The organism is Brotomerdimonas butyrica, assembly GCF_025567305.1.
In the GTDB taxonomy this organism is placed as follows: domain Bacteria; phylum Bacillota; class Clostridia; order Peptostreptococcales; family Anaerovoracaceae; genus Lentihominibacter; species Lentihominibacter butyricus.
Window position 1 is genome coordinate 65485 of sequence record NZ_JAOQJP010000006.1, and the last position, 16441, is coordinate 81925.

At 44.5% G+C, this 16441-nt stretch carries 14 protein-coding genes; 5 read left to right on the plus strand and 9 right to left on the minus strand.

Annotated elements, in window-relative coordinates:
* Positions 1 to 190: 190 nt before the first annotated feature.
* From OCV59_RS05520 to rpmH, 9 genes are all read right to left on the minus strand, one after another.
* Entirely contained in the window at positions 191 to 988 is a 798-nt protein-coding gene (locus OCV59_RS05520) for a ParB/RepB/Spo0J family partition protein (protein ID WP_147593495.1), read from the minus strand.
* An 85-nt stretch (positions 989 to 1073) separates the two neighbouring features.
* On the minus strand, positions 1074 to 1802 hold the full coding sequence (gene rsmG, locus OCV59_RS05525) for a 16S rRNA (guanine(527)-N(7))-methyltransferase RsmG (protein ID WP_147593496.1): 729 nt from the start codon (positions 1800 to 1802) through the stop codon (positions 1074 to 1076).
* Entirely contained in the window at positions 1792 to 3684 is a 1893-nt protein-coding gene (gene mnmG / locus OCV59_RS05530; protein ID WP_147593497.1) for a tRNA uridine-5-carboxymethylaminomethyl(34) synthesis enzyme MnmG, read from the minus strand. Before mnmG ends, rsmG begins: the two co-directional genes overlap by 11 nt.
* A gap of 41 nt (positions 3685 to 3725) precedes the next feature.
* Positions 3726 to 5099, minus strand: coding sequence for a tRNA uridine-5-carboxymethylaminomethyl(34) synthesis GTPase MnmE (gene mnmE, locus OCV59_RS05535; protein ID WP_147593498.1), 1374 nt, complete (start codon positions 5097 to 5099; stop codon positions 3726 to 3728).
* A gap of 55 nt (positions 5100 to 5154) precedes the next feature.
* The gene (gene jag / locus OCV59_RS05540) at positions 5155 to 6021 is read right to left on the minus strand and encodes an RNA-binding cell elongation regulator Jag/EloR (protein ID WP_147593499.1); all 867 of its coding nucleotides are present in this window, start codon (positions 6019 to 6021) and stop codon (positions 5155 to 5157) included.
* A 121-nt stretch (positions 6022 to 6142) separates the two neighbouring features.
* Positions 6143 to 6859, minus strand: coding sequence for a YidC/Oxa1 family membrane protein insertase (locus OCV59_RS05545; RefSeq protein WP_262584139.1), 717 nt, complete (start codon positions 6857 to 6859; stop codon positions 6143 to 6145).
* 13 nt (positions 6860 to 6872) lie between these two features.
* Positions 6873 to 7082: a membrane protein insertion efficiency factor YidD gene (gene yidD, locus OCV59_RS05550; RefSeq protein ID WP_147593500.1), complete on the minus strand. Its 210-nt coding sequence runs from the start codon at positions 7080 to 7082 to the stop codon at positions 6873 to 6875.
* On the minus strand, positions 7079 to 7432 hold the full coding sequence (gene rnpA / locus OCV59_RS05555; protein WP_147593501.1) for a ribonuclease P protein component: 354 nt from the start codon (positions 7430 to 7432) through the stop codon (positions 7079 to 7081). Before rnpA ends, yidD begins: the two co-directional genes overlap by 4 nt.
* A gap of 67 nt (positions 7433 to 7499) precedes the next feature.
* On the minus strand, positions 7500 to 7634 hold the full coding sequence (rpmH, locus tag OCV59_RS05560; RefSeq protein WP_147593502.1) for a 50S ribosomal protein L34: 135 nt from the start codon (positions 7632 to 7634) through the stop codon (positions 7500 to 7502).
* A 336-nt stretch (positions 7635 to 7970) separates the two neighbouring features.
* Between rpmH and dnaA the strand changes: the two genes are divergently transcribed.
* The 5 genes from dnaA (at position 7971) to gyrA (ending at position 16435) form a co-directional block, all read left to right on the plus strand.
* Positions 7971 to 9359: a chromosomal replication initiator protein DnaA gene (gene dnaA, locus OCV59_RS05565; RefSeq protein WP_147593503.1), complete on the plus strand. Its 1389-nt coding sequence runs from the start codon at positions 7971 to 7973 to the stop codon at positions 9357 to 9359.
* Between the two features lie 189 nt (positions 9360 to 9548).
* Positions 9549 to 10664 carry a DNA polymerase III subunit beta gene (gene dnaN / locus OCV59_RS05570; RefSeq protein ID WP_147593504.1) on the plus strand — a complete coding sequence of 372 codons (1116 nt, stop codon included), beginning with the start codon at positions 9549 to 9551 and terminating at the stop codon, positions 10662 to 10664.
* A gap of 1 nt (position 10665) precedes the next feature.
* Complete coding sequence (gene recF / locus OCV59_RS05575; RefSeq protein ID WP_147593505.1) at positions 10666 to 11766, plus strand: DNA replication/repair protein RecF; 1101 nt, start codon at positions 10666 to 10668, stop codon at positions 11764 to 11766.
* Between the two features lie 205 nt (positions 11767 to 11971).
* Positions 11972 to 13891, plus strand: coding sequence for a DNA topoisomerase (ATP-hydrolyzing) subunit B (gene gyrB / locus OCV59_RS05580; protein WP_147593506.1), 1920 nt, complete (start codon positions 11972 to 11974; stop codon positions 13889 to 13891).
* 21 nt (positions 13892 to 13912) lie between these two features.
* Entirely contained in the window at positions 13913 to 16435 is a 2523-nt protein-coding gene (gene gyrA / locus OCV59_RS05585; protein WP_147593507.1) for a DNA gyrase subunit A, read from the plus strand.
* Positions 16436 to 16441: the final 6 nt, after the last annotated feature.

Here is a 16441-nt window from a genome sequence, read left to right on the forward strand (position 1 = left end):
TTACATATTATATAACATAGATTTTGTTTTTACTATAACTTTTGAATTTCTTCACACAAAAAAAATGTTTCACGTGAAACATCTTTTGTTTAGAAAAATCTGCACGCTGCACTTATCGATACAGCGACAGATTTTCCAAAGTTGCGTAAATATTATTGATCAATATTTACAATATAACATAAAGGAGGTATTATCCGACCATTCCCTGTATTTCTTTTGGTATCATTATCGTTATCCGCAGGTCGTTTCCCATGTCTTCCTGCACGAATGTCGCGCCCTTTTCATTAAGCTCCATATCATTGAATGCCCTTTTCAGCGTATTGATGTAAAGCTTGTAGCTGATGTGACATATCTTGTTTCGCTCGCGCTCCTGGCTTTCCTGCTGCGCTATGTAATCATCTACCAGTTTTTCAGTCTGTTTGACATTGAACCCGTGCTTCAGCACCTTTCCTATCACCACTCTCCTCATCTGATCATCTTCGATCTTGAGCAAAGCTCGGGCGTGCCGTTCCGTCAGCTTGTTTTCAACGAGTATATCCTGTATATCCTTCGGCAGCGACAGCAGCCGTATCTTATTAGATATAGTAGACTGGTTTTTGCCGAGTTTTTCGGAAAGCGCAAGCTGGCTCATCCCATATTTTTCCATGATATTCCTGTACGCTTTCGCTTCTTCTATGTATCCCAGATTTTCACGCTGTATGTTCTCGACAAGTGCTATGAGGCTGACCTCTTCATCGCTTGCATCCTTTATAACAGCCGGTACTCTGTCAAGTCCGGCCATCATTGCCGCTCTCAGCCTTCGTTCCCCTGCTATCAGCAGATAATCTCCGTTGACTTCTCTCTTTAATATCAAAGGCTGCAGAACTCCGAATTCCTTTATCGAATCCCTCAGTTCTATCAGCTGTTCTTCAGCAAAATTCTTTCGAGGCTGCTCCGAATTCGCTTTTATGAGTTCAACCGGTACTTCCATCGTCTTTTTTATAAACATATCTCTGCCCCCCTCCTGTAACTATGGTAACAGCTTGTCCGGGCAGGTAAAAGCGTTTTCGTAAAACAAAAAGAGCCGATATATGCTATTTGATCGGCTCTTTTGACGGAGTACCCGCTTTTCGCGGAAATTTCGACATCGTATTTTTTTCTTTTGAAATAACTATTATCCTGTGATCAAAATCAAGCCCGTCTGCAGACGGCGACTCTATGCGATCGACTCGGCCGCCCAGCAGCCTGACTGCATTCTCTGCTTCTGCCAGCTCTCTGTCACAGTCAGGGCCCTTGTATGCCATGAAGCATCCCCCGACCTTTACGAAAGGAAGACAGTATTCCGACAGAGTACTCATGTTGGCCACTGCCCTGGAAACACACAGATCGAACGATTCACGCATATCTTTCCTCCTCGCAAGCTCCTCTGCCCTTCCGTGAACAGCCCTGACATTCGCTATCCCGAGCTTTGCACAAAGATCATTTATTATCCTGATGCGCTTGTTCAGCGAATCGATGAGCACGAACTCCTTCTCCGGAAAAACGATCGCCAGCGGCACACCCGGAAATCCGCCGCCGGTCCCCACATCTATGACAGACTGCGCACTCCGAAACTCATGGTAACCCGCACACAAAAGCGAATCTGCATAATGCTTCCTGATAAATTCCGTCCTGTCAGTTATAGCCGTCAGGTTTATATGCTGATTCAGCTCCAGTATCCCGTCCATATATCCCTCGAGCCTCTGCACGCGCTGTGCGATCCCGGTCTCGTCAATACCGGTGATCAGTGTGTCGAATATGTCTCTGATTTCATTAATGCTCATTTTTACCGTTTTTCCTTCTCATCTTTTCCATGTAAATAAGCAGCACATTTATATCTGCTGGCGACACTCCGGATATCCTGGATGCCTGCCCCACCGACAGCGGCCTGAAGTCGTTCAGCTTCTGGCGCGCTTCGATCCTCAGTCCGTCTATCTGATCATAGTCTATATCCGCAGGCAGCTTCTTGTTTTCAAGTCGCTTGAACTTCTCGATACGCTGCTGCTGCTTCTGGATGTAACCCTCATACTTTATCTGCACTTCCATCATGTTTTTCTGGTGACTGGAAAGCACAGGCCTTTCGTCATCTATCACAGCAGTTTCATCATACTTTATCTCAGGTCTTCGCAAAAGCTCAAACAGCGACACGGCACTCTTCAGCGGAGTGCTTCCCTTGCTCTCGAGAAAATCGTTCGCATCCTCCGGCTTGACTGTCTTTTTTCTGAGTCGCTCAGTCTCCTGCTCGACGATTTCTTTTTTATGTAAAAACTTATCATATCTGTCTTTTTTTACTAATCCAACCCCGTATCCGCGGTCTGTCAAACGCAAATCTGCGTTGTCTTGCCTCAGAACCAGCCTATATTCCGCTCTGCTGGTCATAATTCTGTAAGGTTCATTAGTACCTTTAGTCACGAGATCGTCGATGAGAACGCCAATATAAGCCTCGCTTCTGTCGAGCACGAACGGATTTTTTTCCTTTATTTTACAAGCAGCGTTGATTCCCGCCATCAGCCCCTGTGCAGCAGCCTCCTCATAGCCGGAGCTTCCGTTGAACTGTCCTGCACAGAACAGATTTTCGATATGCTTATTCTCAAGCGAGACCTTCAGATCGAGCGGATCTATGCAGTCATACTCGATAGCATACGCAGGTCTGACGATTTCCAGATTCTCAAGTCCCGGTATCGTTTTGTAAAACTGCAGCTGTACATCTTCCGGAAGACTCGATGACATTCCCTGGATATACATTTCTTCAGTATACAGACCTTCAGGCTCGATGAAAAGCTGGTGCCTTTCCTTGTCAGAAAATCTGTTTACCTTGTCTTCTATCGAAGGGCAGTATCTTGGACCGACTCCCTCTATCTGTCCGCCGAACAGCGCCGACCTGTGAAAATTGGCTCTGATCACATCGTGCGTCTGCTGATTCGTGTACGTGAGCCAGCAGTTGACCTGATCCTTCTGCAGATCGTCATTCATGAATGAAAACGGCACTATCTTCTCATCGCCGTACTGCGGCGTCATCTTGTCGAAGTCCAGACTCTTTGCAAGAGCTCTGGCAGGCGTGCCCGTCTTGAATCTTCTCATCGGCAGCCCATATTCTCTGAGCCTTGCAGCCAGCTCCATCGATGGTGCCAGACCATTAGGCCCGCTGTTATATGCACTGTCTCCTATGAATATCTTTCCGGCAAGGAAAGTTCCCGTAGCGAGGATGACAGCTTTCGCCCTGTAGCACGAACCTGTTTTCAGCACGACTCCGCACGCCTTTCCATCCTCGACGATCAGATCGATGACCTCACCCTGCTTGAGATGAAGGTTTTCTTCCTTCTCTATAGTCTTCTTCATCTCGATATGATACTCGTTCTTATCTGCCTGAGCCCTCAGCGAATGCACCGCCGGACCCTTTGCAGTATTGAGCATCCTGCTCTGTATGAAAGTCTTATCGATATTTATTCCCATCTCGCCGCCGAGCGCGTCGATCTCCCTCACCAGGTGACCCTTGCCCGTGCCGCCTATCGACGGATTGCACGCCATCATAGCAACAGCCTCCAGGTTTATGGAAAGCATCAGCGTTTTCTGCCCCATCCTGGCAGCAGCAAGCCCGGCTTCACAGCCTGCATGGCCTGCGCCGACAACGATCACATCATAAGTTCCCATCAAAAATTTTTCCATTATCTAATATATGCCTCCATATTTTTATAATAAAACCTGCACTACTTTCCAAGACAGAACCTGGCAAAAACTTCATTGATTATATCGTCCGATACGGTTTCGCCTGTTATTTCACCGAGCAGATCATATGCATTCCTGACATCCACTTCTATAAAGTCGAGTGCTTCTCTCGCAAGCGTCATCTCCATGGCGTCGCGAAGAGAATCTCTGCTCTGCTTCAGCAGCTCTATATGTCTCACGTTGTTTACCATAGTGCTGTCATGCTGCGACAGCTCTCCGCCGTAAACGAGTTCTTCTATATGATTCTCTATTTCCTCTATACCTTCATTGTTTATGAGCGATGTCTCTATTATCACCGGATCATTGACAAGCTCTCTGACGTCATCGTTCGTGAAGCCTCTCTCTAGATCGTTTTTATTTATCAAAACTACTGAATCCCTGCCGTCAAGATATGAAGCGATCTCTCTGTCTTCATCAGAAATAGCGCTGCTGCCGTCCATTATGAATATTATAAAGTCAGCTTCATTGAATGCCGCCTTCGAACGCTCGATACCCAGTCTCTCCACTTCATCCGACGTCTCTCTGATACCTGCGGTGTCTACAAGGTATACTGGTATGTTCCTGATGCTTATCGCTTCTTCGATAGTGTCTCTTGTAGTTCCGGGTATCTCTGTAACTATCGCACGTGTTTCTCTGAGAAGAGAATTCATCAGAGAGGACTTGCCAACGTTCGGTTTTCCTACGATAGCTACTCTTATTCCCTCTCTTATCATGCGTCCGGTATCGGCTGTAGACAGCAGTTTTTCAATCATTTCGCCTATAAGCAATATATTTTCTTCTATCTTGTCATAGGTCAGCTCTTCGATATCCTCATCCGGATAATCTATGTTGACAGTTATATCGACCAGCAGATCCAGCAGCTTCTGACGTATCTCAGTAACTCTGAGTGAAAGCGCTCCCTCAAGCTGCGACATAGCTACATCGAAACTCCTGTCGGTTTTTGCTTTTATGATATCGATGACGGCTTCGGCCTGTGAAAGATCCAGGCGTCCGTTCAAAAAAGCGCGCTTTGTGAATTCCCCGGGCTCCGCGAGGCGTGCACCTTTGCGAAGAACAAGCGCAAGCGTTTTCCTGAGCGAGACCATGCTCCCGTGGCAGTTTATCTCTACAACGTCCTCCGCTGTATATGTCTTCGGACCCTTCATGTAAACAGCGAGAACCTCATCGATGATCTGCTCGTTTTCTCTGTCTACTATCCGTCCGTAAGTCATACGGCGGTTGACGATCTGAGAAGTCTCGCCTGCAAATTCAAAAACTTCTTCGAGGATGCTCAGCGCCTTTTCACCGCTTATCCTTATTATGCCTATTCCGCCTTCTCCGTACGCAGTCGCTACTGCAGCAATAGTATCTTCCATCATTTTCTCCGTAAAATCACAAGAGTCCGCAAAAAAATTGCGGACTCTCTTTTAGTTATTTTTTAAGCTCTATTACAACTCTTCTGTATGGCTCTTCACCTTCGCTCCTTGTGCTGACGTCAGGATTCTGCTGTAAAGTAGCATGAATTATCTTTCTTTCATAAGGATTCATAGGTTCCAGTCTGACATATTTTTTTGTCTTTACTACTTTTGCTGCCAGTCTGTTTGCTAACTGTTCAAGAGTCTTCTGCCTTTTTGCTCTGTAATTTTCAGCATCTATAACGACCTTGATATATTTATCTCTGTCCTTGTTAATAACAAGACTCGTGAGATACTGTATAGAATCAAGTGTCTGACCTCTCTTGCCTATGATAGTGCCTGAATCCTTACCATCCATTTCGATATAGACAACATCGTCTCCTGCCTTGACGCTGAATCCCAGATTGAGCCCCATCTTCTCGGTTATATCCTTGAGAAAATCAAGTGCTTCATGTTCTTCAACATCCTGGAGCTTGCTCTTGTCTACTACCTCTATATTCAAGCTGCTTTCAGCGAGATCTCTCTTGTGTTCTCCTGATTTCTTTTCGTTTCTGTTTTTATTTTTTCTGTTTCTTTTATTGTTATCCTTAGTATGAGGCTTGTCTTTAAACTTTTCTTTAGGTTTCTGTTCCGCAGCACTTTCAGAAACAGATTTCGCAGCGTTTATCGCTGCTTCATCATATATATCATCCGCTGCTTCCTTTTCCTCTGTTTTTTTCTTCTCAACTCTTACTTTTGCAAGCTTTGAGCCGATACCGAAAAAGCCCTTTGAAGGCTGTTCCAAAACCGTAACCTCAACTTCGTCTCTGGAGCACTTAAGATCCATAAGGGCGAGCTTGACCGCTTCTTCAACGTCCACACCCCATTTTTCCGAATAATCCATATTAAAAATATCCTCCAAATAAAAGCCGGTCCCGCCGATCGTATTCAACGGCAGACTTTTTCAAACTCCGGAAATATTTTTTTCCGGGTGATACGATATTCATACTTTAAAGTATCGATATCTATTTTTTCTTTTTTACTTCCGATTGCTTTTTTAATTTCTTTCTCAGCGAAGCCATATGGATATTGAAGAATATCTGAATGATCTGGCTCACTGCCCAGTAAAGAGCTAAACCGGACGGGAATGATCTTGCCATCCATAAAATCATTATAGGGAAAATATACTTCATCATCTTCATCATGCCGTTCATCTGATTTGCAGCTCCGGTTGCGCCGGTATCTGTAAGCGCCTGGTTCATGGTGAATGAAATGAATGTTGCTACACCCGCGATTATAGGAAGTATCCATGGATCCGGCTGACTGAGGTCTTCGATCCACAGAAACGATTCATGAAAAGCGAAAATCATGCTGCTTACGTCTCCTATATATCTCATAGGATTTCTGAGCAGTGCAAAGAGACCCATGATGATCGGCATCTGGATAAGCATAGGAAGACATCCGCCCATAGGGTTGAATTTTTCTTCCTTATACAATTCCGCCATCTTCATGTTCAGAGTTTCTTTGTCATTAGCATATTTTCTCTGTAACGCCTGTAATTTAGGCTGCACCTCTGCCATCATAACAGTAGACTTCGTCTGCTTTATGTACAAAGGATACAGACATAATTTAACGATTACAGTAAACAGAATAATCGTAATACCGTAGTAACCGATAAGATTATACAATAATCCCAGCAACCACCCTAAAGGCTTTGCTATTACTCCCAATATTGTATACATTAATTATTTCCTCCTATTTTAAAGGATCATAACCGCCGGGATTAAAAGGATGACATCTCAGCAGCCTTTTGATCCCCAGGAACGAGCCCTTAAAAAATCCGTACTTTTCCAATGCCTGTATAAAATAAGTCGAACAAGTAGGATAGAATCTGCATGTTGGCGGAAAAAGAGGAGATATGAATTTCTGATATCCTTTTATGATCAAAATCAATACCTTCTTCATCTTTTTGCCTCTTGTTTCTTATATAACTTTGCTCTAGATAAAGCATTGATCATAGATTTCCCGACCTCGCCGGCCTTGCGGCCGCTGATGGTTTTTCGTGCGATAAATATAAGATCATGACCGGATCTTATATCATCTCTGAGAAATCTGTAATTTTCCTTCATGAGTCTTCTTGCTCTGTTTCTTTCAACGCTGTTCCCTACTTTTTTGCTTGCTAAAAATGCTGTTCTGTTATAGCCGAGACTGTTTTTCTTATAAAAAAGCACAACATATCTCTCGCCTACAGATCTGCCCTTTTTATATATGGAAGTAAAATCATCTTTTCTTCTCAGTATATCCCTTTTTAGCATAACATTACCAGGTTTTACCTAATATGACATTTATCATGTCATAACAAAAAGACCACGCTTGCGGTCTCTATGCTGATAAAACTTTTCTTCCTCTTTGTCTTCTTCTCTTTAAAACATTTCTACCGTTCTTTGTTCTCATTCTTTTTCTGAAGCCGTGTTCTTTTTTTCTCTGCCTTTTCTTAGGCTGATATGTCATTTTCATTTGTTGTATCCTCCCTTTGGAACTGTGATTTATGATGCATAGATCTAAATTTCAACCTATGCGATATGCTTTACTATTATACTCCGCGTCATCTGCTCTGTCAATTGATTTTAAAAGGAAGATAGCCCGCTCAAAAGCCTGAACTGCCAAAAAACGTGCCGGTTTTACATGGCTGTCCAATATGTAGTTACCCCTGTGTAAACTTTGCACAACTTTATCCACAGGTAGTGGATAACTTTCGCGATCTTTATTTTTTCAACAAATTTTATCAACCTATTGCTTGTGGATAACTTTTTTTGATATTATATATCCATCGCTTATGGAGAGGATCTACTTATGAAAAAAAAACCTGATGAAAAAACTTGGAGAGATATACTTGCAGAAATAAACAGCAATGTTACCGATGTAAGTTACAGGACATGGTTCAAGCCCCTTGTACCTCTCGAAATAGATGAAGACGCTAAGGTTTTTCACGTGGCAGCATCAGAAAGCTTTGTTGTCGAAGTGCTCAACAACCGCTATATTTCAATATTTGAGCAGGCTGTCGAGAGCGTGATGAACGAGAGATACAGGGTAGTTATAAAAGAAAAATCTGAAGAAGAGATCGAAAGCATCGTGAACGGCACGGCGGGAAGCAAGCCGCAGCCGCCAAAAAATCAGGCTGCAGAAGAAGAATTCAGAGAAGAATATTTCTTAAACCCCAGATACAAATTCGATAATTTCGTAGTCGGATCGAACAACAACTATGCGCATGCTATAGCCCTTTCGGTCGCAGAATCACCGGCATCGGCGTACAACCCCCTTTTCCTCTACGGAGGCTCAGGGCTTGGAAAGACTCACCTCATGCACGCCATAGGACACTACATACTCGAAAACAATCCGTCATCAAAGGTGCTTTACGTATCGTCTGAAATGTTTACTTCAGAGCTCGTAAAAGCTATCCAGGATAAAAAGAACTACAACAGCAAAATGAGGTTCTTCAAAAACAAATACAGGAACGTCGACGTGCTGCTGATAGACGATATACAGTTCATCGAGGGCAAGGAAAGCACTCAGGTGGAGTTTTTCCATACATTCAATGCCCTTTATGAATGTGACAAGCAGATAGTCATATCGAGTGACCGCCACCCGAGCAAGCTCACCGACCTCGACGAAAGACTGCGTTCGCGATTCCAGTGGAACGTCATCGCTGACATACAGCCGCCTGACTTCGAAACAAGAGTAGCTATACTCAGGAACAAGGCTCAGCTTGAAAACATAGATCTCAATGACGACGATATACTTGAAGTCATCGACCTGATAGCTGAAAAAGTCAAGTACAACATAAGAGAGCTCGAGAGCGCTCTCACCAGGATAATCAGCTATTCCAAGATATTCAGCGAACCGATAACCGTAAAATTTGCAAAGAAAAACCTCAGCGACATATTTTCGAACAGCGATCTCGATATATCGTGCGAATCGATAAAGAAATCAGTCTGCAAGAAATACAATATAAAGGTCGCAGATATAGAATCAGCCAAGAGAAAGCGTGAATTCTCACATCCCAGACAGGTAGCAATGTACCTCTGCAGGGAACTCACGGACTCCTCGCTGCCTAAGATAGGAAACTGTTTCGGCGGCCGCGATCACACTACAGTGCTTCACGCATATGAAAAGATTTCAGAGCAGCTGAAAACGGACAGCCTTCTTAATGAAGAGATACGCCGCATAAAAGACGACCTGTGATCTTGCATATGACTTATCAACATGCGATGTTGACAAAAAAAACAAGTTATCCACAGTTTTTAAAGAACAAAAAAACAAGCGTTCGCAAGGACTTCAAAAGTTATCAACAATATCAACAGGCCCTACTACTACAACTACTATAAATATATATAATAAATAATAAATGATTTTTTGAATCGGAGGATATTTATGAAATTCACCTGCAACCAGCAAACATTGGCAAAAGCCCTGAACACAGTTTCAAAAGCTGTATCAAACAGAACTACTCTTCCAATACTTAAAGGAATACTCATACAGGCAGATCAGGAAGGCACTCTGACGCTGACAGCTTCTGATCTCGAGATAAGCATACAGAAAACAGTGTCAGCTTCAGTGCAGGAAGCAGGATCATCTGTTGTCATATCGAAACTGTTCGGAGATATCATAAGAAAGCTGCCCAACGAGGAGATATTTATCGAATCAGACAGCGACAACCTGATATCGATAAAGACAAGCACATCTGAATTTTCTGTAGTGAGCTTCCCTGTGGAAGAATTTCCTAAGATAGGAGAAAAAGAAGAAATAAAGGAAAGTCTGACATTCAGCAGAGATATCTTCAGGGATATGGTGAGAAAAACATCATTTGCAGCATCTGTGGATGAATCAAAAGGCATACTTGTCGGCATACTTACCGAGATAGGTACAGAAAAGGTCAGCATGGTCGCTCTTGACGGATTCAGACTCGCTCTCGCAAACGAAGCGATGACAAGTGAACGTGAAAATAAATTTATCATATCAGCTAAGATCATGAATGAGATAAGCAAGATCATCACAGAAGATGAGAGCGATGACGATATCAGCATACTGCTGGGTGAGAAAAAAGCGACATTCATCATAGGAAGCACAGAGATCGTGCTGCGTCTGATGGAAGGCGAATTCATAAAATATAACGACATAATTCCTAAGGACAACACGATAACAGTCATTACAGGGAAGTCGATGCTGCTCGAGAGTATCGAGAGAGCATCGCTGCTGGCAAAGGAAGGCAAGAATAATCTTATAAAGATGACGATAAACAACAATCTTCTCACGATCACATCGAGATCAGAGGAAGGAAATGTAAAGGAAGAGATCATCATGGAAAAGACAGGCGATGATCTTGAGATCGGGTTCAACTCAAAATTCGTGATAGATGTCCTGAAGGCCATAGATGACGAGGAGATATCGATGAACTTCAAGACGGGAACATCACCATGCGTCGTAAGACCTGTACAGGGAGATGCCTACGAATACCTGATACTGCCGGTAAGAATACCTAAGATGTAGTATGTTTGTAAAGAGGATAGAGCTGAAAGACTTCAGAAACTACAAGGATCTGGACGTTTCATTCAATAAAAACGTAAATATTTTCATCGGCAACAATGCGCAGGGGAAGACGAACCTGCTGGAGAGCATCTATCTCAATTCGATGGCGAGATCGTTCAAGACCTCGAAGGACAAGGAGCTTATCAGATTCGGGAGCGATTTCTGCAGGATGCGGACGACTGCATTTTTTGACGATGACGAACATACCACGGAGATAGTCATAACTAAAGACGGCAAGAAAGGCATAAAGCTCGACGGCGTCAGGATAAAAAAGACATCTGAGCTGCTTGAGCGTATCTTCATAATAATATTTTCTCCGGAAGATATGAAGATCGTAAAGGATGAACCTGAAAAAAGAAGGAAATTTATAGACAGGGAGCTTTGCCAGATAAAACCCGGATACTACAGCGATCTGAGCAATTACAAGAGAGTGCTCAGACAGCGCAATGTGTATCTCAAGGAAAGTGCGATCGACATATCGATACTGGATATCTGGGATCACGAGCTCGCAAGGTACGGCGCGAAAGTGATATCGAGGCGTGATGAATTCATACTCAAAATAAACGACATAAGTAAGGAAATACACGGCAGCATATCAGGCGGTAAAGAGACATTGAATGTGAAATACGAGGCAAATGTAGAAAAGTCAGCGGATCCGGCGGACACCGAGAGTGTTTTTTATGAGAAACTGCTGAAGACGCGTGATGATGATATCAGGAACAGGACGACAGGTATAGGACCTCACAAGGACGATCTGAAAATATCTGCAGACGGTGTAGATCTGAGAAAATTCGGATCGCAGGGACAGCAGCGTACTGCGGCGCTTTCACTGAAGCTTTCGGAAATAAAGCTCATAGAAGATGAGATGGGAGAAAAACCGATACTGCTGCTCGATGATGTACTGTCCGAACTCGATAACGACAGGCAGACATATCTGATAAATTCACTCGGCGGCAATCAGCTTTTCATAACGACTACTGATATATCGGGAAAGGTGGCAAAGTCGCTTCCGGAGGGAAAGATATTCAAAATAAATTCAGGTGAAGTAGAAATAGAAATATAGAAGCTATAAAAGTCTGGTTATAAATGGAAAATTCAAAAGTACCACTCCACTGTAATCAGGCTTTTATATATTGAAAAACGCTGATTTGAGCGTTTTTTTAAGGTTGTGTGAAGATTTAGGTCTAAAATGCTTTTAAAATTGTCAAAGATAAAGAATCATGATATAATGGAATAAGTATTTTTATTGTAAAAAAGGAGATCAGGGAATGGCGAAAGACGAAAATATCCAGCAGTATGGCGCTGAGCAGATACAAGTTCTTGAAGGCCTTGAAGCTGTAAGAAAAAGGCCCGGTATGTATATAGGAAGTACGGGGCCGCGAGGACTCCATCATCTCGTATACGAAATAGTGGACAACAGTATCGACGAAGCTCTTGCCGGATTCTGCAGCACTATAAATGTCACCATACACAAGGACAATTCCATTACCGTTGAAGACGACGGACGAGGTATGCCTGTAGACAATCATCCTAAGCTCGGTATACCGGCCGTGGAAGTCATCCATACGGTGCTCCATGCTGGTGGAAAATTCGGAGGCGGAGGATACAAGGTTTCCGGAGGACTTCACGGTGTAGGTGCATCCGTTGTGAATGCTCTTTCCACAAAGATGGAAGTAGAGATAAAGAGAAACGGCAAGATCTACAAGCAGACATATGCAAAGGGCAAGACGACAAGTCCGCTCACAGAGATAGGCAATGCAAGGAAAACAGGATCGAAGACCACTTTCTGGCCGGACCCTGAGATTTTTGATGAGACGGAATATGATTTCGAGGTGCTCGAAAGAAGGCTCAGAGAGATGGCCTTCCTCAACAAGGGTATCAAGATAACGCTCAAGGATGAGAGAGCAGGCAAGGAAAAGAATGAAGAATTCCATTATGAGGGCGGACTCAAGGAATTCGTAAAGCACCTCAATATGAACAAGGAGCCTCTGCATCCTGATGTCATCTATTTTGAAGTGGCTGACAAGGAGAGAGAAGTGGAAGTTGCTATGCAGTACACTGACAGATACAATGAGATGCTTCTTTCATATGCAAATAATATCAACACTACAGAGGGCGGATTCCACATGGTGGGGTTCAAGACTGCCTTGACCAGAATAATAAACGACTATGCCAAGAGGACGAAGATACTCAAGGAAAACGATGATTCGCTGTCAGGCGAAGACGTCAGAGAAGGTCTCACTGCTATCGTTTCTGTAAAGCTCACAGAGCCGCAGTTCGAAGGACAGACCAAGACAAAGCTCGGCAACAGCGAGATGCGCGGATTCGTTGAAACTGCTACGGCAGAGAACGTGATGGCTTTCCTCGAGGAAAACCCTACACAGGCAAAGATCATAATAGACAAGTGTCTGAGAGCTTCAAGAGCCAGAGAGGCTGCAAGAAAAGCCAGAGAGCTGACGAGAAGAAAGAGCGTTCTCGACGGTATCTCGATGCCGGGAAAACTCGCGGACTGTTCGGAGAAAAATCCTGCGCTTTCAGAGATATTCCTTGTCGAGGGCGATTCCGCAGGCGGAAGCGCTAAGCAGGGAAGAGACAGGCTCAGACAGGCGGTGCTGCCGCTCAGAGGTAAGATCCTCAATGTCGAAAAGGCAAGACTCGATAAGATACTGAACTCAGATGAGATAAAGAACATGATCACAGCATTCGGATGCAATATCGGACCTGATTTTGATGAATCGAAGCTGAGATATCACAAGATAATCATCATGACAGATGCCGACGTTGACGGCGCGCATATCAGGACGCTCCTGCTGACGTTCTTCTACAGATACATGACGCCTCTTATCGAAAAGGGCTATGTTTATGCTGCACAGCCGCCGCTTTTCCAGGTAAAGAAGGGCAAGGAAGTGTACTACACCTATTCGGAAAGAGAGCAGGAAAAGCTGATGAAGGAGCTCGCGGACAAGCCGGGCAAGGCCGACATACAGCGTTATAAAGGTCTCGGAGAGATGGACTTCCATCAGCTCTGGGAAACTACCATGGATTACAACAACAGGACTCTGATCCAGATAACTGTTGAGGATGCCACTGCTGCGGATGAGATATTCACTACGCTCATGGGCGATAAAGTGCAGCCTAGAAGACATTTCATAGAACAGAATGCGGCACTCGCGACACTGGATATTTAGAGGGGAGGAGTTTTTAAGTAAATGGCGAATTTATTAGAAGATCAGAAAATGATCCAGCACGAGATACATGACGAGATGAAAAACTCCTATATAGATTACGCGATGAGCGTTATCGTAGGACGTGCTCTTCCTGACGTTCGTGACGGACTGAAGCCTGTTCACAGGAGAATACTATACGGAATGAGCGGTCTGGGCATAACACCTGACAAGCCGTTCAAGAAATCGGCGCGTATCGTCGGTGAAGTAATGGGTAAATATCACCCTCACGGTGACAGTTCGATATACGATGCGATGGTAAGGCTCGCTCAGGACTTCTCGACAAGATACCTTCTGGTAGACGGACACGGAAACTTCGGTTCAGTCGACGGAGACGGCGCTGCGGCAATGCGTTATACAGAAGCAAGGATGTCTCCGTTCTCGCTGGAAATGATCCGCGATATAGACAAAGACACTGTAGACTTCATGCCAAACTTCGATGAGGAGGAAAAGGAGCCGGTAGTACTGCCTTCAAGATTCCCGAACCTTCTCGTAAACGGAAGCAACGGTATCGCCGTAGGTATGGCTACATCCATACCGCCTCACAATCTCGGCGAAGTCATCGATGCTACCGTGAAGATGATAGATGATGAAGACTGTACTGTAGACGATCTCGTGGAGATCATAAAGGGACCTGACTTCCCTACGGGAGCTCAGATACTCGGAAAAAAAGGCGCAAGAGAGGCTTACAGGACAGGACAGGGCAAGGTCACGGTAAGAGCTGTTGCTAACATAGAAGAGACAGACAGAGGACGCTCGCAGATAATAATCAGCGAGATACCTTTCCAGGTGAACAAGGCAAGACTTCTTGAGAAGATAGGTGAGCTTGTAAAGGACAAGAGGATCGACGGCATCTCGGCTATAAGAGACGAGTCGAACAGAAACGGTATGCGTATAGTCATCGAGCTGAAGAAGGATGCAAACCCTAGGATCACGCTCAACAGACTTTACAAGCATACACAGCTGCAGGACAACTACAGCATGATAATGATAGCGCTCGTTGACGGACAGCCCAGACTTCTGAACCTTTACGATATCATCAGTGAATATCTGAAGCACCAGAAGGAAGTAGTGACGAGAAGGACACGCTTCGATCTCAACAAGGCTGAAGCCAGAGCCCACATACTGGAAGGTCTGCGTATCGCTCTCGACAACATAGACGAGATAATAAAGATCATCAGATCCAGCTACAATGATGCCAGACAGAAGCTGATGGACCGCTTCGGTCTTTCAGAAATACAGGCACAGGCGATACTCGACATGAGACTTGCCAGACTGCAGGGACTGGAACGAGAGAAGATCGAAAATGAATATGAAGAACTCCGCAAGAAGATCGAATACTACAACATGCTCCTGGCAGATGAAAAGATGCTGATGGGAGTTGTAAAGGAAGAGCTTCTCGAAATCAAGGAAAAGTACGGCGACGAGAGAAGGACTAAGATAGTCGCTGATATGAGCGATATGGACGACGAGGATCTTATAGAGGAGAAACAGGTTGCGATCACTCTGACTCACCTGGGATACCTCAAGAGGATACCGGCTGACACATACAAGACTCAGAAGAGAGGCGGCAAGGGCATCACAGGACTCACTACGAGAGAAAACGACTTCGTAAGCGACCTGATAATGACATCGACGCACGACAACCTGATGTTCTTTACAAATACAGGAAAGGTGCATAGAATAAAGGCATACGAGATACCTGAAGCTACGAGAACAGCCAAGGGAACACCTGCGATAAACTTCCTCAATCTGATGCAGAGAGAAAGGATCACCGCAGTGATACCGTTCAGAGACTTCCGCGACGACAAGTATCTGATGGCAGTTACAAAGAACGGTACGATAAAGAAGACAGCTATCTCGCAGTTCGATACCAACAGAAAGACCGGTCTTATAGCCATAAATCTGAAGGACGGCGACGAACTTGTTGCTATCAAGCAGACGAGCGGAAGCGACAACGTGATCATAATCACAAAGAACGGCAAGTGCATATGCTTCTCAGAGGATGATGTGCGTCCTATGGGAAGAATCGCAGGCGGCGTGAGAGCTATCAAGCTTGAGGATGATGACGAAGTCGTATCGATGGAACTCGTACAGCCTCACGAAGAGCTTCTCGTGGTGACGAGCAACGGATTCGGCAAGAGGACGCCTGTAAAGGATTACAAGATCCAGGCAAGAGGCGGCAAGGGGCTGCTGACATACGACAAGAGCAAGTTCAAGAAGACAGGAAGACTGATAGGCGCCATGGTCGTTGACGAAGATGACGAGATACTTCTCATCAATTCAGAAGGAACTATCATAAGGATAAAGGCTAACGAAGTATCGAAGCTCGGCAGAGCTACACAGGGCGTCAAGATAATGCGTACCGACGACGAGTCGAACATCATATCGATGGCAAAGGTGATCCGTGAGGAGGAGCATGAGCGTGATATGGAGCTCGCACTCAAAAAGAAAGCCGAAAAGAAAAGTAATGACGATGAGCCAGAACAGACTAAAATGAAACTGTAAAATAGA